Source organism: Pseudomonadales bacterium, from assembly GCA_024234435.1.
GTDB lineage: Bacteria > Pseudomonadota > Gammaproteobacteria > Pseudomonadales > Porticoccaceae > JACKOF01.
The window spans coordinates 2,111,289-2,130,332 of sequence record JACKOF010000001.1 but is presented as its reverse complement, the minus strand read 5'-3'; the positions used below and the strand labels follow the sequence as shown (position 1 = coordinate 2,130,332).

Below are 19,044 nucleotides of genomic sequence, written 5' to 3'. Positions count from 1 at the left end.
ATGAAAAATTTGTTTGTTGTATCTTTGTTTGTTTGTTTCCTTTCATCTTGCAGCGACGATTTATCTGATGCACAGAAAAGTATCGAAAGTAATAGTAATAAGGAGAGTGTTGCGCTAGTTAGTGGTGGCGAGCTGACTGATAAAGAGTTAGAGGAAAAGATACTTTCACATTTAAAAAAGCTTTATCAAAGGTTTTCGCCGGCTAAGCCGGGATTTGGTTTAACCGATTACTCAAAAAATGATCAAGAGGATATTCCTAAGGCCTACGCCAAAATCTTAATGGCTGAGTTAACACGGGGAAGTATTTCTTCGCTTTCTGAACTCAATGATATAGGCGTAAATGCTGGTTATTGGCTATTAAATAACTCAGATTTGAATGCGGATGGAGTTCAAGGTTGGGGGGTGCCTATTGCATGGGATGCATACGGTGATGGAAGTATAAATGCCGCCCATACAGAGTACACAATTACTACCGCAATTGTTTTAGATGCTTTAATTGAATGGTATCTTGCCCCGGTCAGCGCTCCAAAAACACAGGTCATGCAGCAGATACTTGATGCTGTTGAGCCATATTTGAATAGTGCAGTTTTGTCCTCTTCTGGGTTGCTTCCATATTCGCTAAGGGATGTTGACAGAAAATATAATACTTTCAATCCAGCAGCTTATTTAGCAGGACAGCTCCAGCGCTTAAGTCTTTTGGTAAAAGACGTGGAACTGTCTGAAAGGCTTTCGTCTGTAGCGGATATGACGATGTTGGCCCTATATCAAAATCATTTGATTAATGGCGAAACCGGTTCTTGGTATTGGTATTACTCAATAGAGGAGCATGTTCCAAACGATTTGCCTCATGCGTCCTATATCATAGACGGAATTAATACCTATATTGAAAACTCAGGGCGTTATTCCGATAAATTTGACATAGGCCAGATACGCAGTCACTTACACGAGTTTGTTGATGGCTCTAGGGTTAGAGCTTGGCCACTTTTCCGCAAAGATGTTGCAATGTCGGCCCGCTCTTATGATTTAGGAATGGCCTTATATTTGACTTGCTCATACCCTGAGCTGAAGAATCTTTCGAAAAAATACATTGCGGCTGTAGATGGTTATCTATCTGAAAGCGGGAAGTATCTGAAGTATCCAATTTCTGAGGGCCATGTTAATAATTTTTCCGTTAATGAATACGAAGCTTATTTGTATCGAGGCTTAATGACATGTGCAAAACATGACGATGAAGTATTAACTCTTCCTCTAGGGAGGGCTTCTAATATTTCAGAAACCTTAACTGTTGTAGCGGATATAGAAAATTCGGATAGGGTTCCATTTGCCCTGGAGAGTCAAGACTCTCAGTTAGCGCCTCTTTCTGTTAAATTTGATTCTGCTGAGAAGACGTTCGATATTTACCGTGATGGTGAAGTTTTAGCTAGAACACAAAATCAAGGGATTCCAGTGGCTGTTTTTGATGTCGACGGTTCTTTGGTTGTTATGGCGCGGGGGCTGAGTTCAGGTGAGATCTCCTTGCAGAAGCTTGGAACCGGTTATGGAATCACCAAAACTATAGAAAAAATCTCGGACGCTAATTTGATATTTAGGGCTGCAAAATGGTATAGGGGTGGGCTATATGCAGTTTTATATGACAGCCCTACGGCTAAGAATTATCTTTTTAAATATGTGTTAAATGGGGATGAATTTTTTGTGCTGGATGGCCAACCCACCGAGATCCCGTCATTGCGAGATCCAGCAGGATCCACTTATGAAATGATTCCTTCCATTTATTTTTCTGAGTCAGAGAGCGGGATCAGTTTAGTGGGGGGCGATTTAATTGCTGAGATTAATAATGACAATAACTTTTTAATCGAAAGACATATTCCGGGATGTAGCAGAGTTGTTGAGGTTCTCGATACTAAAGATGGCCCAGTCTCACTTTGCTTAAAGTCAGAAGAAAGTAGTATTCAAGGAACATATTTTATTAATGGTCCGGATGGTTATTCTTGGAAAACCATTCCGGACCAAGAAACCCCTTGGAGCTTGGGTTTGGAGGGGAAAGAGGTTACGTACTTTTCTGCTAATAATGCTTCAGAGTATGCAGAGCTACTTGCTTTTGATTTGCGAAGAGCACAACAGTGTGGATGGATGGAGTTTGGTATAGATAATCAAGAAGGCAGGGTGCCTTGGTCACAAATATACTATCTGAATGGCTATTTGGATATTTTATATATTGCAGACAGAAATCCTTTTTTCTACAAGGCTTTTAAACAGGAACTTTCAAATATTAGAGTACGACTTGATATGGAAATGTCGCTAATTGATAGTCTTTGGGAAAGGGGTGGTTACCATACAAAAGCATTTACCGTGGATCGAAGCCCAGCATTGTTTGCAGTTCAAACCGCTCGTTTATTATTACTTATGGAAAGGTACTCAGCTGAAGTGGTGGGCGGTGTAAAATTGAATTCATATCATGCAGTTAAACAAGCTGTTCATGATTTGGATCATCATATTGAAGAAATGGCTTTTAACGGTGAATTAGAGGCCTGGATTGAGGAAGGGAAACCCTATCTTCGGTGGCCGACAGGGAGTGCTTTTTATTTTGATGGCACGGCAGTTCCTTATAATCATCAAAATGAGTGGGCGTACTCACTACTGTTTGCAAAAAGTAAAGATGAGCAATGTAAAACTCCAAACTGTAGTCATGCAAAGGAAATTATAAATTACTTTCTTGAGAGGCAGTCTTTCCAAGGCGAATTACCAAGGTCTGGTATTTGGGATTACTGGTGGGGGGTGGCGCGAGAGGGTTGGTCTGCAGAAAACCGAATATCCATTAACAAACCTGAATTTAGCGGTGATTACTTAAAAGCGTGGATATCTTTTCGCTCAATAGATGTTATGGCTTCTTTGCAGGCAAAACGATTTGATAATGATGCAACAAAAGTGAAACTTGAATCTTCAGCATTATCACTGTTAAAACATGGTCGAGTATATCCATTTGTTGCTTTTGAGTTGTCTCGTAGCGGGGTGCCTTTATTCATGAAAAAAGATGTCGCTCTTCGATATTCAAGAATAAGCTCTCCGTGGGAGCTTCAGTCATCTGTTTGGGCGCTCGCTTTTTTGTCACAGCAAGCCGGAACTGTAAATGATTAATATTAGCCTTGATGCTTGGGGTTGGGTCCTACTATTTGTAACATTGTCTTCTGCAGTAGGGGTTAGGCTGTCTTCTTTGCTCCCTTGGGGAAGGGAAGCCATCCGTGCAAATGTTCCTTTTGGCTTTGGCCTGGTTTTGGCTCCAATAGTTTTGGGGTTGTTGGTTGTTATTTACCTTTGGATTGGTTACGGAATTAATGAGGATGGAGTGAAGGGGGCAACACGTTTAACATTATGTTATTGGCTGCTGTCTATCTATGCGCTGTTATTTCTGTTTTTGCGTCGCAGGTTTAGAATTGTCTCTCTGTCGAAGAAAGGGTTAGCCTTAGATTGGGTGGAGCTGCTTGCACTGGGTTTACTCGTGATTTGGTGCATAGCATTATTTATAAACAGTGTTTCTCTGCCATTAGTGCAAAACGATTCTTTGGAATATGGCATTGTAGGTCGAATCCTGTTTGATTCTAATACCCTAGAACATTACCCGGCAGTTCATTCTGATCAGTATAAGTCGGGTTTCTACGGCCCTTGGACTCATCCACCTCTTTATGTGGCACTAATTTTTCTGATGAATTGCATAGAGAGTTCAGTAGGTGAGCCTGGTTTAATGCGATTGATTTCGCCATGGATATGTCTCTCAACACTCTATCTTGTGTACTGTTTGGGCTGCTCTATTTCAAGGCTTGTTGGTTTGCTTTCAGCGGTTATCCTGATTTCTACACCACTGTATTTTTTAGGAGCTGATAGCTCTCTTATTGATGTATTTCCTATCGCTGGTTTTAGTCTAGCTATGGCCTCTGTTGCTGGACTCAATCGTTCTGCATATCTGTATTACCCGCTGATTGGGGTTGTTGTGGGGTTGGCCCTATGGACCCATTCAGAAGCGATACTACTTGTGCCCATATCTGTTTTCCTAGTCTTTTTGGTCAGTGTTTTTGATAGGAGAAGTGATCGCGTCATGCTGGTTAGCTTACAACGGGCATTGATCTGCTTTATATCGACATTATTTGTTGGTGGATGGTGGTATTTAAGAAATTACACTATTTTCGGGGTTCCTGTTAGTGACAACCCGGTAATATTTGCTATTACAGAGTTAGATTGGAGAGGATACTTTAGCACAGCTAGGGGGCTAAACACGTGGCCAGCAATTGTCCAATATGGATGGTTTAAAGGGTGGTTTAGCTTTGAGGCCTTTGCCTTAGGTTTTTGGTTAATGACTTTTGGGGTTTTTCTTTACCTAAAACACTGGTCTTGTACTCGAGATATAACGATATCGTATATTGACAGCATTGATATTCGGAGGCATCAGTCAGTCATTTGGGTTAGCTTTATGGCTGTACTCTGCTATCTGATGGGGGTAGTAGCCTCAACGCTGTTAGGCATAGATCTGCTTATAAAGAATGAGCGTTACCTTCTCTTCATTATGCCTGCTGTTGCCATTTTTGCTGGTTTTGCGTTGGAAAAGATTATTTTCTTTTTTGCCGATGATCAGCGAAACAACCAAATGCAGCCTTTCAGCACTACTGTCTTTAAGTTATGTCTGATGGCTATATTTTTAGTTGCTTTTCTTCAGTGGATTTTGGTTGCAGGTGTGTACCGGTGGAGGAGTTATCAAGGAATATCCCAAACCCTTCCGGTCTATGTCACCGAAAAAACACAGAAGCTATTGAATGAAGCGGGATTTGCGGAATTGCCGCCTCTTAACGCGCCTGTAGGAATGGGGCGTAAGTTAGACTACTGGGCGAATCTTCGAGCCATTAAATGGCTGAATACGAATACGTTACCAGATGCACTGGTCTTGTCTCTGCGGCCCGCGGATATGTTTTATTCCAAAAACACAATGTTGAGTTACTTGGACCCGAAGTTAGAGGTCTTTTATAGAACCTCTTCTTCGGATCAAGCTTTTGGGATGCTAAGGCGTTTGAATGTGGAATATATACAAGTTAGTAATTACTCTCTTCCTGTTCAATATAATTCCATTCTTAAAGATATCTTGGGCAGTGTAGAGTATACCGAGCTTCTTTATTCAGATCAGGGGAATCAGATATATCGTCTTAGAAATGAACCCATGAAACCTAGAAGATTCGAATCTTCGATAGACTTGACTCCAGGCAAAACTCCCTGGACACAAGTCACCAGGACCATACTTGGTGGACGAAAAGGATTATCGGGGCTGGGTGTTGGAGCAGAACCTTTTTTGAAAGCAGAGGTTTCTCGTTCGCAGCCACCTTTTGGCTTCTTTCACAGAGATACATCTAAAATACTTTATTCGGGTTTGGGAGAAACTGCGCTGGATGGCTTAATTTCAACGTTCACTCCTGTTGATGAAGGCGAATATCAATTAAATATTGATTTAGAGGGTAAAGGCCTTATCCGTATTTATATGCTTGAGTATGACCTCTCAGGTCAGTTGCTGCTTAATGAGAAAGATGGTGTAGGTGTTTATAGGTTTGATGAATTTGTGCTTGATCTTCAAGGGGAGGAATTCGCAAGAAAATTCAGTAAGCGATTAAGGATATATTCAGCGACGAAGAGCATCCGAATAGCAGTAGAGCATTTTGGCTCTTCTGATGTATTTTTAAAAAGTGTTTCTTTAAATAAGCAGAGTAATTATCAGTAGGACGTTGAAGATTACTGGTACATTGATGAGAGGTGTTGATGTCGAGAAGTTTTGAAATTGTCATTACGATCTTATTGCTGATTTTGTTAGCGCCAATATTCCTTATTGTATATCTTGTTCTTTTACTGAATTTGGGTTCCCCTGTCATTTTTCGGCAGACTAGACTTGGTTTGCATAATGAAAGCTTTGTCATTTATAAATATAGAACTATGAAGAATCTCGTCGATGAGGACGGCCTACCATTACCCGACTTCGAGCGTTTGGGTTTGGTTGGTTCGATTGTTCGCTCTGCCAGCCTTGATGAATTGCCGGGGTTATGGAACGTGTTAAAGGGTGAAATGAGTTTAGTGGGTCCGAGGCCGTTGTTGCCAGAATATTTGCTGTTATATGATGATGAGCAAAGACGTCGGCATGAAGTGAAACCCGGTATTACAGGGTGGGCTCAGGTAAATGGTCGAAATGCTATTTCATGGGAGCAAAAATTTAAGCTGGATGTTTGGTATGTTGATAACAGATCATTTTGGTTGGATGTAAAAATTCTTTTTTTGACTATAAAAAAAGTTGTTACGAGGGATGGCATATCCTCCTCGAGCGAAGTAACTATGGAAAAATTTACAGGCAATGAGTAAGTCTCTAGCAATTTTGGGTGCAGGTGGGCATGGGAAGGTGGTGGCTGATGCTGCAAGAGCCACAGGGGATTGGGAGCATATCTTTTTTTTTGATGATAGCTATCCTTGCAGAGAGCAGAGCGGTGATTGGAAAATTGTTGGTAATTTTAGTGATTTATTAGATAGCCACAGTACATATGATGGGATTTTTGTCGCTATTGGGTGTAATAAGGCTCGACTTGAGTGGTTCAATAAACTAAAAGAAAAGGGTGCCCATATTGTTTCAATTTGCCATCCCGCTGCAGTGATTAGTCCTTCGGCCTCGATACAAGATGGATGTGTTGTTTGTGCTTTGGCGGTGGTGAACCCTGATGCGATTATTGGTTATGCTTGCATTATTAATACTGGGGCGATTGTCGAGCATGATTGTGTATTAAATGAAGGGGTTCATTTAAGCCCTAATGCTACTCTGGCTGGCGCCGCAAAGGTTGGTAGTTGCAGCTGGATAGGAGTTGGGGCAGTTACGAAACAACAGATTGATATTGGTTCCAATGCCATCGTTGGCGCGGGGGCTGTCGTTATTGATTCGGTACCCGACAATGTAGTTGTGGCGGGGGTGCCTGCAAAAACAGTCCAGACTCTATGTTAAATACAAATTTTCCTCCTTGGCCGTCATTTACGGATGAAGAGGCTAAAGCTGTTCAAGATGTTTTATTGTCCAACAAGGTAAGTTATTGGACAGGACAGGAATGCCGGGAGTTTGAAAAGGAGTTCGCTATTTTTGCTGGCGCCCAATACGCTGTTGCTTTGATGAATGGTACGGTTGCTCTTGATCTTGCGTTTAAGTCTTTAGGCATTGGGGTTGGCGATCAAGTCATCGTGACATCCAGAACCTTTCTTGCCTCGGTGTCGAGCATCGTTAGTGCCGGTGCAATTCCTGTGTTTGCTGATGTTGATGCGGACTCTCAGAATATTACTGCAGAAACAATCACGCCGGTAATAACGTCGAAAACAAAAGCGATTGTCGCGGTTCATTTGGCTGGGTGGCCATGTGAGATGGACGCAATTATGGAGTTGGCGAATGATCACGGTTTACTCGTTGTTGAGGACTGTGCACAAGCTCATGGAGCTCAATATAAAGGGCGCTCTGTAGGGTCAATTGGGCACGTCGGCTGCTGGTCTTTTTGTCAGGATAAGATTATGTCCACAGGTGGTGAGGGTGGCATGGTGACCACTAACGATAAAGAGTTGTGGTCGAAGATGTGGTCTTATAAAGACCATGGGAAATCCTGGGAAGCCGTTTACGAGAAAAAACATCCTCCGGGTTTTAGATGGGTACACGACAGTTTCGGTACTAATTGGCGAATGACGGAAATGCAGGCGGCTATAGGGCGAATCCAACTAAAGAGAATGCCAGCCTGGTTTTCTGCTAGAAAGTCTAATGCTGAGAAACTGACTGAAGCCTGCGCTAAGTTTCCTTGTGTCAGAGTACCACTAGTCCCGGACTATATTGATCATGCAAATTATAAATACTATGTATTTGTAAAGCCTGAGCAGCTGGCTGAGGGGTGGAGTCGTGATCGAATAATTGAAGAAATTAATACTCTCGGAGTGCCTTGCATGCAAGGGTCATGCTCTGAGGTATATTTAGAGAAGGCGTTTGATCATTCAGGATTTAGGCCTTCAGAAAGGCTGCCTGTTGCGAGAGAATTGGGAGAAACCAGTTTAATGTTCCTTGTGCACCCTACCTTAACTGAGCAGAACATGGATGCTACCTGTTTGGCTCTGAGTGAGGTGCTTACTAAAGCTTGCAATTGATTTTTTTTGTAAGCTCACGGTGTTCACTCTAGTTAGCTCAACCAATCACTAATTTCATTCGTTGGTTTGTAACCAATTTCCGGGGTCGATATTAATTGTGTTCTGATTTCGGCGTGTTGATTCTTTTTGAAAGCCGTAGATATTATTTCAATAAAGGTGATTAATTTTTCCCACGGAATCACCGCTTCATTCGCCCGCATAATCTTTTGATGCTCGGTGGTATAAACCTCTTCCCCTATTAAAAGCTCTTCATACAGTTTTTCTCCTGGTCTCAGGCCGGTATATTCGATCTCGATGTCGCCAAAGGGGTTGTCATCGTCTTTTATGGTGAGGCCTGACAAATGGATCAGTTGCTTTGCCAGTTGTGCTATTTTGACGGGCTCGCCCATGTCCAGTACGAAAACGTCACCGCCTTGCCCCATAGAGCCTGCCTGGATAACCAGCTGTGCTGCTTCGGGTATGGTCATAAAGTAGCGGATAATCTCGGGGTGTGTGACGTTAACTGGTCCGCCGTCTTTGATTTGCTGGCGGAATCGGGGAACGACTGATCCTGAAGAGTCCAGTACATTACCAAATCGGACCATGGTAAAGCGGGTGTTATTTTCGATCTGTTGATCGGGAGAAGTCTTAAATAGTCCCGGGTAAGCCAGGTTCAGGTGCTGTTTCTCGCTCATTGCCTGCAGGATAAGTTCGGCAATGCGTTTAGTAGCGCCCATCATATTGGTGGGCCGTACGGCTTTGTCTGTCGAGATCAGGACAAAATTTTCAACGCCAGCAAGGACCGCTGCTTGTGCGGTATAGAGTGTACCAATCACGTTATTCCTGAAACCGTGATGACTGTTGTATTCGACGATGGGTACGTGTTTGTAGGCGGCTGCGTGGTACAGGGATTGTATTTCAAACTTTTTGATGATTTCCAGCAGTCGCCAGGGTTGGGTTACTGATCCCAGCACGGGAATAATTTCGGAAGGGGACTCGATATGATGAGAAATATCTTCCAGTTCACCGTGAATTTTGTAAAGGTTATACTCGGAGTTCTCGAATAATACCAGTCGTTTGGGCTTGAGCAGCAAAATCTGCCGACATAACTCGGATCCAATCGATCCGCCAGCACCCGTCACCATGACAGATTTGCCAGAAATACACTTTTCGAGCAATTTCGGCTCGGGAGGTATCACCTCTCTACCCAGGATATCTGCCACTGCGACCTCTCGCAGCTGCTGTATCTGAACACCTTCCAGGGCAATTTCCTCCATTCCGGGCACCGTTCTGACATGAATGTCAAAGGGTTCCAGGCGGGCAATAATCTGTTTCTTTGTAGAGGGTGACGCAGAGGGTATAGCTAGTAGAATTTCTTCTGCGCCGGTCTGCTTCAACAATTTTTTGATATCGGTTGATGCGTAGACCTTGAGTTTGGAAATGGTGGATGTTTGCAGGCTCTCATCATCATCGATAAAGGCGACGGGTCTGAATTTGCTACCATTTTGCAAAGCCGCTTCAAGTTGTCGACCGGCCGAGCCTGCGCCGTAGATCGCAACGGGCAATCCCCTTGAAGATTGTGGCCTTTCGAAGCCCGCAACGCGAAAAAAGATATTCTGTATGGAATTGCCCAGCAGCCATGAGCCGATAACAAATCTGGCACCCGCCATTATTGCGGTTGCCAGTGCCCAGTAAATAATGGGTACACTTCTGGGAACCGGTGGTTTGTCCGGCAGCAGAAAATAAACAGCGACAAATGTCGCCAGTCCGTAAAGAGTTGCCCGGGCCACTGAGCCAATAACTTCTGCACCGGAGTACCTGACGATGGAACGATACAGGCCACGATGGATGCAATGGGGCACAGTACTCAGAGGAATCAATATAAATATCAGGAAGTTGCTGTTAATGTCATCAATTAATCCCTTTGATCCCTGACGAATAACGATCGCCAGCCAAAGGCTCAACAACATGATGGAAATATCAAAAGCTAACAGCAAGCCCCTTTTCACAGGTCGACTCAGGCCGGTTAATAGTTCCCTCATGCAACGTCCTGGATAGGTATGGTGTAATAAAGCCCGTCAAGTATATCGCCCGTGAAGTTTTTCAACAAACAGGATATGCAGGTTTGGCGGTGATTTAGCAGGTATTCCTTTATAGTCTATGCCAGAATACGCGCACCTGTTTTTTCAGACGTTGATGATTGGCCGCAGTGAGGTTGGAAAAGAGTAATAACCATGATTGTACCTGTAATTATGGCCGGAGGGTCGGGCACCCGGTTGTGGCCCTTATCCCGGCAGTTGTATCCCAAGCAATTTCTGACTCTGTCAGGGCAACGCACGATGCTGCAGGAAACCTGCGGTCGACTGGATGGGGTGGCGCATACTCCGGTAATGGTTATTTGCGGTGAAGATCACCGTTTTACGGTAGCAGAGCAGCTTCGCCTTGGAGGGTATCACGCCAGTGCAATTATTCTTGAGCCGGAGGGTCGCAATACGGCTCCTGCTGTTGCATTGGCAGCGTTGAAGGCTGTCAATGAGGTGCCCGAAAATATTGACCCCGTCCTTCTGGTTCTGGCCGCAGATCATATCATTCAGGATGTTCACGCTTTTCAGAAAGCGGTGCACAGCGCGCTGCCGTCTGCCGAAAACGGCAGCCTGACAACGTTTGGTATTCTGCCCGACAAGCCCGAAACCGGTTATGGTTATATCAAAAAGGGTGGTGTTCTCGGCCATGGTGAGGCGCGTCTGGTGGCTGAATTTGTTGAAAAGCCGGACAAAAAGACGGCAGAAGGTTATCTGGCGAGCGGCGACTATTTGTGGAACAGCGGTATATTTATGTTTGGAGCGAGGCGTTATCTGGAGGAATTGCAGCGACATCGCCCCGATATCTACCAGGCTTGTCAAAAGGCGATGGAACTTGCTGAAAGTGACCAGGATTTTATTCGCCCTGATGCAGCCAGCTTTAGCGCTTGCCCATCAGACTCGATTGATTATGCGGTTATGGAAAAAACCCGTAATGCTGTTGTTATTCCAATGGATTGCGGATGGAGTGATGTGGGTTCCTGGTCGGCCCTTTGGGAAGTTTCCGAAAAAGATGGTGATGGGAATACCCTGAAAGGCGATGTATTAGCGATTGACAATAAAAATTGTTATATCCAGAGCGATAAAAAACTGGTGGCAACGATTGGCCTTGAGAATGTGGTTGTGGTCGAAAGTGATGACGCGATCATGGTGTCGGCTAAAGAGCGTGTGCAGGATGTCAAGGCAATAGTCGAACACCTGAAAAAGAATGACCGGTCCGAAGCGCAACTGCATCGCAAAGTGTTTCGCCCCTGGGGGTATTACGACTCAATTGATAACGGACAGCGGTTTCAGGTTAAGCGCATTGTCGTCAAGCCCGCAGGATGTCTGTCTCTGCAAATGCATCATCACCGGGCCGAGCACTGGGTGGTGGTCAGTGGCACTGCAAAAGTAACAGTGGGAGAGAAAGAGTTCTTTCTTGCTGAAAACGAATCCACGTTTATTCCTATCGGTGAAACCCACCGGCTGGAAAATCCTGGCAACATACCGCTGGAAATTATTGAAGTTCAATCCGGCTCGTATCTGGGCGAAGACGATATCGTTCGTTTTGAAGATACCTATGGCCGTTCGTAATCAGAGAGGCCCTATGGTGCAGACAATCTGTAAAAACATTTGGTCTGTCATCACGAACGTATGTGAAATGATTCAGTCTGTTTCTGGGCCGCCTCGTTATTCCTCCTGGCAATGATCAATTCGTTAGAGGTGCCCTAGGTATTCCCCTTATACCCCTTTATAATGAGTGTTGTTAAATATTCTGGATTTGTGCTCCCTCGAATGACCCCACTGGAACGTAAAAGCCTGCTAGGGCTGTCTACTCTCTATGCATTCCGCATGCTCGGATTGTTTATGGTGTTGCCCGTACTCGCTTTGTACGCGGGGGACTATTCTGGCAGTACCACACTGTTGATCGGGTTGGCGCTGGGTATTTACGGTTTGACTCAGGGGCTGTTCCAGATTCCCCTGGGATTCTTGTCAGACCGTCTTGGCCGCAAGCCTATTATTGTCTTTGGCATGCTGCTGTTCCTTCTGGGTAGTATCATCGCGGCGCTCTCGGAGTCTCTGTGGGGGCTGATTATTGGCCGGGGGTTACAGGGTGCCGGGGCCGTTGCCAGTACCATTATGGCGCTATTGTCTGATCTGACAACAGAACAGAGTCGAACCAAAGCGATGGCGGCAATTGGTGCTACCATTGGCGCTGCCTTTGCCATTTCAATGGTCTGCGGCCCTGTATTGGCCGATCTTTGGGGGCTTGCCGGTATCTTCTGGATAACGGCGGCACTGGCGATTCTTGGCATTCTTGTTGTTTTACTGATCCCGACCCCTGCCGTGCGAGGGCATAACGCCGAGGCGCAAGCTGTTCCTCAGATGTTTGGGAAATTACTGAGGGACAAGGAACTACTTCGGCTTAATCTCGGGATTGGCGTACTTCATTTTATACAGATGGCCAGCTGGGTTGCCGTGCCGGTTATTCTGGAGCATAACCTGGCGATTGATCGTGATCAGCATTGGTTGTTGTATTTGCTTACAATGGGTTTGTCTTTCGTGGCCATGCTGCCGTTCATTATTGTCGCCGAGAAAAAGCGTTTGATTAAGCCCGTATTTGTCGGCGCAATTGCGCTGATGATATTCGCGGAAGTGGTTTTGGGTATCAACATCAATCATGAAACCGGCTTTGTGCTGGGGATGTTTTTGTTTTTTATGGGCTTCAATCTGCTGGAGGCTTCTCTGCCATCGTTGATCAGTAAAATTGCACCTGCCGGAGGCAAGGGAACAGCGATGGGCATTTACTCTACCAGTCAGTTTTTGGGGGCTTTTCTGGGTGGCGTTACAGGTGGTGCCATCGCCTACAATTTTGGTTATCAATGGATTTTTTGGCTGTCAGCCGGACTGATTACGCTCTGGCTGCTGGCTGCGGCGACAATGGAGAAGCCTCGTCATTTAACCAGTCTGGTTATTCGTTTGTTGCAAGATGAAAAGTTACAACCAGCCAGTTATGTTGGCAAAGTTCCCGGCGTAGAAGATTTGGTCATCATTCCGGGGCAAGGGGTGGCCTATTTCAAGGTAGACAATGAACGGTTTGATCGGGAAGCCTTTGAAGCTGCTCTGGGTCGCGAGTGCAGCTAGATTTCGCGCGGGAGTCGACTTTTCCGTGGTATGCCTTGTATCAGTTTTGATCACTTGTTGCTCAAATATATTATGCAGAGCAGAAAAACCGAGAGGCCACTGGCAACGTAACAAATATGCCTGAACAGTCTAAACATATAGTCGCCCCCTAATCCGGGTTTTACCGTCACTTTTTCAATAATTCTGCTGCTGTTAGAATTTTGTTTGTCGCCAGGGAAAAGGTTGATGTCATAAATCAGCAGGTAAAGTTCTCTCCAGCGATCAATGACGAGCTTTAGTCGATGATCCTCGTCACCTAGATACTTCTCGGCCCTCTTTAGAAAAGAGCGGAGCCCTAGAAAAACAAATGTAGCCAGTAGTAGGCAAGCACCAGAGATGACTTGTTTGTTGTCTTTGAATATCTCAATAGAGGATGCGTAGTAGTAGATAAAAACAGGCAGGGCAATTATCGATAAATAGTAGATGAGAAGTTTGTAATAGGATGACCAGTAAAACCCGTGCCTGTGTTTAAAGTTTTCGGAAAGGTCCTGCAAGAGTGCTGTCGTATTGCTAGCAGTTTTCTCTATAATTTTTTTTGCATAGATGGTTGTTTCAAACTTCGCCAATATTCGGTTTAACAGACTATTGATGGTTTCTGCTTGAGTGAGTGAGAGTAGTTTGCTGTCGGTTTTTTCCAGTGATGAAAGAATATCGCAGTAGTTGACACCACCGGATAGCGTGAAGTCTTTGATCAGGTTATCGCAATCATCATAAAATTCGATTTGTTTTCTGGTTTTCGGACAGTGCTTGCCTATTTCGCAAGTTACCATTACCCCGTTAACCAGGAATGAAAAGACAGCACGACGGTCAGCCAACTCATCCTCATCATGAAAATAGTCAATATCACCGGTTTTCAGAAATTCGATCCGGTTCAGTGAATCATAACCAAAGAGTTCGCCTGTTATTGCCAGCAAATGGTGCGCAAGGTCATAAGTGACGCCGCCGAAAGTGTTCTTATACAGCATCCAGTGACGGCTTTCGTAGTCGGACTCGCAAAGGAACATCCTGATTTTTTTAAATTCATTGGTTTCAGCAAAGTTCATAATATTCGTCATACTACTCTTGTAAAGATAGTGGTCTATCAGGCGCACTTTGCTTACGTGTCGTGGTTTTATGTCGGGTGATGATGGCAGGGGCTTTTCACAAAGAATGTATTTAACTTTTTTATAACGACTTAACTGCTCGATATAGGTTTTATGGCTGTCAGGCGGCGTGGCCACGATCAGTGTAACGGGTGATTGCTGTGCGAAAAGCGTCTTTTTTATTGACTTGACAACACCGTCAGTTGACGGGCTCTCAGGATTCTTGATATCGAATAAGGTAACCTCATAATCATTCTTAATATTGTTAAGAATTTTTTGGCCAAGGTTTCCTTTGTATCCAATCAGGAAAATTTTATCTGACACAACGTATCATCCATCTGTTCGGGCGCCGGATCATGATTTTATCATGAAGGTGAGAGCGTTTTCCTGATTTACCTTATCTGTGTAAATAAACCGGACTTCAATAACTGTTCATAAAATTTCAGGGCCTCTATACTACCCCGGCTCGCAGCTGCCGTGTTAGGGATACTGAAATGATAAAAATAACCTGTTTTAAAGCCTATGATATTCGAGGCAAACTCGGAAGCGAACTGAACAGCGAGGTGGCTTATCGTGTCGGGCGTGCCTATGCTCAATGGTTGAAACCTGAAACGGTGATTGTAGGAGGCGATATTCGCCCAACCAGTGAAGAGTTAAAAATGGCGTTGGCAGAAGGTCTTCGCGATGAAGGTGTGAATGTGCTCGATATCGGCCTTTGTGGTACGGAAGAGGTTTATTTTGCGACTTCATATCTGAAAACCAGCGGGGGCATTATGGTGACAGCCAGTCACAACCCGCTGAATTACAATGGCCTGAAACTTGTTCGGGAGGATTCCAGGCCTGTCAGTGCAGATACCGGACTGGTTGAAATCCGCAAGCTTGCAGAGGCATGCGATATCTCGCGGTTGCCAACAGCTGAAAAGGGTACCTACAATTCAGCAAATTGTTTTCCGGCCTATATTGAGCACCTGTTGTCCTGCTTGAATGTGTCGTCTTTAAAGCCTCTGAAAATTGTTGTTAATGCCGGTAATGGCAATGCAGGTCCTGTTCTGGACGGACTTGAAAAACATTTGCCCTTTGAGTTTATCAAGGTGTATCACCAGCCGGATGGCAGCTTTCCGAATGGCATTCCCAACCCGCTACTGCCCGAGAACCGTCATCATACGGCAGATGCGGTCATTGAGCATCAGGCGGATCTGGGTATTGCCTGGGATGGCGACTTTGACCGGTGCTTCTTTTTTGATGAAAACGGCAGCTTTATCGAAGGTTATTATATTGTTGGTCTGCTGGCCGAAGCTTTTTTACGAAAGCAGCCGGGAGCAAAAATAGTCCATGACCCAAGACTGACATGGAACACCATAGATGTCTGCGAGCAGCACGGAGGCCGTGCAGTACAAAGCAAGTGTGGGCATGCTTTTATGAAGCAAGTGATGCGAGAACAGGACGCAGCGTACGGTGGTGAGATGAGTGCCCACCACTACTTTCGCGATTTTGCTTACTGTGACAGTGGTATGATCCCCTGGTTGCTGGTTGCCGAGCTGATGGGTGTAACCGGGTATACCATGTCGCAATTGATCGGCGAGCGGGCGAAGAAGTTTCCGTGTTCGGGCGAAATAAACCGCGTGGTTGCCGACGCTGCTGAAATACTGAAGCAGGTTGAGAGCCGGTTTGCGAATGAAGCGACAAGTATCGAGCATATTGATGGCGTCAGCATGACGTTTTCTGACTGGCGCTTTAACCTCAGAATGAGCAATACCGAGCCGGTAGTACGTTTGAATATTGAAGCGAGGGCTTACCAGCGTGTGGAAGAAAAGACCAGACAGATATTGGCGATGCTCGATGACAGTCCTGTCGGTGAATAAAGTCTGGCGATTAATGACAGTGGGTAGCTTCCGCGTTAAACTCTTTCGTCATTTTCGGGTTTATGAAACTTTTATAGAACACAGAACAAACGGAGAACGACATGGCTCGTGGCGTCAATAAAGTCATCTTGGTGGGCAATCTGGGGAAAGATCCTGAAACTCGCTATATGCCAAGCGGTGGTGCTGTTACCAATATTACCGTAGCAACATCAGAAAGCTGGAAGGACAAGCAGACAGGCCAGCAACAGGAGCGTACTGAATGGCACCGGGTGGTGTTTTTCAATCGTCTTGCCGAGATAGCGGCTGAATATTTGCGCAAGGGAAGCAAAGTTTATCTGGAAGGTTCACTGCGAACCCGTAAGTGGCAGGGGCAGGATGGACAGGACCGCTATACAACAGAGATTGTGGCTGCCGAGATGCAGATGCTCGATAGTCGAGGTGGCGCTGGTGGTGATTACGAGACTGCTCCGGCACGAGCCTCAAGCCAGCCGCCGTCTTCCTCGGCTGCTGCTCCGGCAGAGCCCGATCATCCAGCTGGTGGCTTTGACAGTTTTGACGATGATATTCCGTTCTGACGCTTAAGTCGGATGGTTAAACGAATACACAAAGGCCCTGACTAGTCAGGGCCTTTGTGTATCTGCCGATATGCAGTTGATTAGCCCACGGCTTGGTCGTCAAAACTGTCCAGGGCATCAAGGTCGTCGATGGCAATGCTTATTCGGCGAATAAATTCCAGAGATGTTTCCTGAGGCTGCATCATAGGCGCGCCCTCGGGCCTGCCCAGCGTGCCGCTCCACCATGAGAGCGCCATAAACAACTGTTGCTTGTAACGCTTGAATGTCAGATCAAAATCCAGGCGCGGCCCACCGAATGCCTCAAACTGATCGATATAATACTCAAGAAGATCGCGTTCCCATTCCCTGCGTTTTTCCGGGGTAAGGCCTGTTGAAATACAGTACGCAAGATCGCGAGAACCATTTCCCTTGGTACAGTTTTGCCAATCGTTAATACCCATCTCTCCGTCCGGGGTGATGAACCAGTTCTTCAAATGAACGTCGGAGTGAATCATGCCCTGGGGCATTGTTGAGTGAGCTCTGCCGGCTTTTACGGTTGCCGGCCAAACTTCCGGCTCACGGGCAAACAGGCGGGGCGGGACCACTTCTTTTGAGGCGCTGAAACCTTTAATGCTGGCATCGGCCCAGCCCAGGTCATCACAGGTAATAAAGAAAAAGTCTTCCCATGTATCAAACATGCTCAGTTCATTATCGAGTGCATCGCTTTCGTAAAAGGTCGCGTGCAGCTCTGCCAGCAAACGCATCTGACTCTGGGCAAGCTCATAGGTCAGATCCGTTTCCATTGTGCAAAAGTCGACTTTATCTGCAAGATCTTCCAGAACGATTATCGAGTTAAGCGTTTCGGGATCGTAAATGGCATGGAATGGGCAGGGCGCGATAACGCCCAATTTTGGCAGCAGCACTTTGTAAGCGTTCACTTCGGCTTTTACACCGCCGTTCAGACCCAGAATAAAGCGGCTTTCCAGGCTCTGCGTTCCCTTGCAGAATACGCTCTTGGGCAGTCCCGCGGCTTGTCCCTCATCATTCCATGTCATATAAATGAAACGACGATTTGATGTGCCGTCATCTTCGGGCCCCAATTCGTGGGATATTACTTCAGCGCCGGGCACACTACCGAGTACCGCAGTCAGCCACTCGTTAGTTATAGACTCAAAGGTTGGGGGGAGATCCGTTGCTTTTGTCGGCCGGATCGGATTTTTCTGTTCAGCGTGAAAACGCCGGGTGATTTCTTCAACGGTTAGCATTATTTATCCCCTGCTTTAATTAGTCTGTTGCTTCCGGCCTGGCAACGGGTTTGCTTTTCAAACCGTTTACGCCAGACCTTACCCAAAGGCGTTGTTCTGAATATCAGGCCAGAGCAATCGAGTGGCCTGCATCAACGGTGACGATAGAACCATTCATGTGACACGAGGCATCGCTGGCCAGTAGCAGCAAAGGGCCGTCGAGTTCCTCGACATTGCCCAGCCGTTTTAAAGGGTGTAGCTGGATCAATGCTCGGCCTTCTTCGGTGTCGAACAAATCGGCGGACATCTCAGTTCTGAAATACCCCGGAGATAGAGCATTGACACGGATGTCACGGCCAAACATGTCCCGGGCCATGGCTTTCACCAGCTGATTTGACGCCGCTTTCAGCGTGGAGTAGCCGGGCATGCCTGGCATTACTCTGTCGCCAGTAATCGACGTGATGATTACGATCGCCCCTGGTTCTTCAGCGGTAATCAGGCGTTGGGAAAAGCTTCGGCACAGGCGCATAGTTCCGGACAGGTTTACTTTGACAAGATTGTCCCAGGTTTCGTCGTCAATATCCGGGAACAGGCTGTAATCAGCTTGGGCTGCGCAATGCACCAGCACATTGGCGCGACCAAAATCTTCTTCAGTCTGATCGAAAACAGATTCAATCGATTGCCTGTCACCCACATCGCCGGCAACAGCAATCGCCTCACCGCCCAATTTGCGGATATCAGCAACTACCTGTTCCAGGCGATCTGCATTGCGTGCAACACAGACCACCTTGGCCCCGGCCTTTGCCAGAGTGTGGGAAAACTGTTTGCCCATACCGGTTCCTGCTCCGGTAATCACGACGACTTTTCCTTTCATGGAAAATAGTGTTTCGAGATTAGTCACA

The 19,044-nt window shown here is 45.8% G+C and carries 13 protein-coding genes; 9 read left to right on the top strand and 4 right to left on the bottom strand.

All coding sequences use genetic code 11. The annotated features are described in order from the left end of the window. Genes H7A02_09785 through H7A02_09765 form a run of 5 tightly spaced genes read left to right on the top strand, consistent with a single transcriptional unit; the run spans window position 1 to window position 8,178 of the window. Window positions 1–3,135 (top strand): hypothetical protein, encoded by a 3,135-nt coding sequence (locus H7A02_09785; GenBank protein MCP5172545.1) that lies wholly within the window; start codon window positions 1–3, stop codon window positions 3,133–3,135. Next, complete coding sequence (locus H7A02_09780; protein ID MCP5172544.1) at window positions 3,128–5,752, top strand: hypothetical protein; 2,625 nt, start codon at window positions 3,128–3,130, stop codon at window positions 5,750–5,752. The genes H7A02_09785 and H7A02_09780 overlap by 8 nt, the downstream gene beginning before the upstream one ends. Before the next feature lie 38 nt (window positions 5,753–5,790). Continuing rightward, window positions 5,791–6,381 carry a sugar transferase gene (locus tag H7A02_09775; GenBank protein MCP5172543.1) on the top strand — a complete coding sequence of 197 codons (591 nt, stop codon included), beginning with the start codon at window positions 5,791–5,793 and terminating at the stop codon, window positions 6,379–6,381. Continuing rightward, window positions 6,374–7,009, top strand: coding sequence for an acetyltransferase (locus H7A02_09770; GenBank protein ID MCP5172542.1), 636 nt, complete (start codon window positions 6,374–6,376; stop codon window positions 7,007–7,009). Before H7A02_09775 ends, H7A02_09770 begins: the two co-directional genes overlap by 8 nt. After that, window positions 7,003–8,178: a DegT/DnrJ/EryC1/StrS aminotransferase family protein gene (locus H7A02_09765; protein ID MCP5172541.1), complete on the top strand. Its 1,176-nt coding sequence runs from the start codon at window positions 7,003–7,005 to the stop codon at window positions 8,176–8,178. Before H7A02_09770 ends, H7A02_09765 begins: the two co-directional genes overlap by 7 nt. 32 nt (window positions 8,179–8,210) lie before the next feature. Here H7A02_09765 and H7A02_09760 read toward each other — a convergent pair whose 3' ends face one another. Further along, a complete protein-coding gene (locus H7A02_09760) occupies window positions 8,211–10,199 on the bottom strand; it encodes a polysaccharide biosynthesis protein (protein ID MCP5172540.1) in 1,989 nt (662 codons plus the stop codon). A gap of 192 nt (window positions 10,200–10,391) precedes the next feature. On the opposite strand from H7A02_09760, the gene H7A02_09755 reads away from it, so the two are divergent. Beyond that, window positions 10,392–11,810: a mannose-1-phosphate guanylyltransferase/mannose-6-phosphate isomerase gene (locus H7A02_09755; GenBank protein ID MCP5172539.1), complete on the top strand. Its 1,419-nt coding sequence runs from the start codon at window positions 10,392–10,394 to the stop codon at window positions 11,808–11,810. Between the two features lie 201 nt (window positions 11,811–12,011). Continuing rightward, complete coding sequence (locus H7A02_09750; GenBank protein ID MCP5172538.1) at window positions 12,012–13,361, top strand: MFS transporter; 1,350 nt, start codon at window positions 12,012–12,014, stop codon at window positions 13,359–13,361. Between the two features lie 50 nt (window positions 13,362–13,411). On the opposite strand, the gene H7A02_09745 is transcribed toward H7A02_09750, so the two are convergent. After that, complete coding sequence (locus H7A02_09745; protein ID MCP5172537.1) at window positions 13,412–14,806, bottom strand: Gfo/Idh/MocA family oxidoreductase; 1,395 nt, start codon at window positions 14,804–14,806, stop codon at window positions 13,412–13,414. Between the two features lie 170 nt (window positions 14,807–14,976). Here H7A02_09745 and H7A02_09740 point away from each other — a divergent pair, with 170 nt between their 5' ends. Together H7A02_09740 and ssb are read left to right on the top strand one after the other, a co-directional pair. Next, a complete protein-coding gene (locus H7A02_09740; protein ID MCP5172536.1) occupies window positions 14,977–16,344 on the top strand; it encodes a phosphomannomutase CpsG in 1,368 nt (455 codons plus the stop codon). A 101-nt stretch (window positions 16,345–16,445) separates the two neighbouring features. After that, window positions 16,446–16,919: a single-stranded DNA-binding protein gene (ssb, locus tag H7A02_09735; GenBank protein ID MCP5172535.1), complete on the top strand. Its 474-nt coding sequence runs from the start codon at window positions 16,446–16,448 to the stop codon at window positions 16,917–16,919. 80 nt (window positions 16,920–16,999) lie between these two features. On the opposite strand, the gene H7A02_09730 is transcribed toward ssb, so the two are convergent. Together H7A02_09730 and H7A02_09725 are read right to left on the bottom strand one after the other, a co-directional pair. Beyond that, window positions 17,000–18,163 carry a phosphotransferase gene (locus H7A02_09730; GenBank protein MCP5172534.1) on the bottom strand — a complete coding sequence of 388 codons (1,164 nt, stop codon included), beginning with the start codon at window positions 18,161–18,163 and terminating at the stop codon, window positions 17,000–17,002. Window positions 18,164–18,266: 103 nt separating this feature from the next. Next, window positions 18,267–19,043, bottom strand: a complete 777-nt coding sequence (locus H7A02_09725; protein MCP5172533.1) for an SDR family oxidoreductase — start codon at window positions 19,041–19,043, stop codon at window positions 18,267–18,269. Between the last annotated feature and the right edge of the window lies 1 nt (window position 19,044).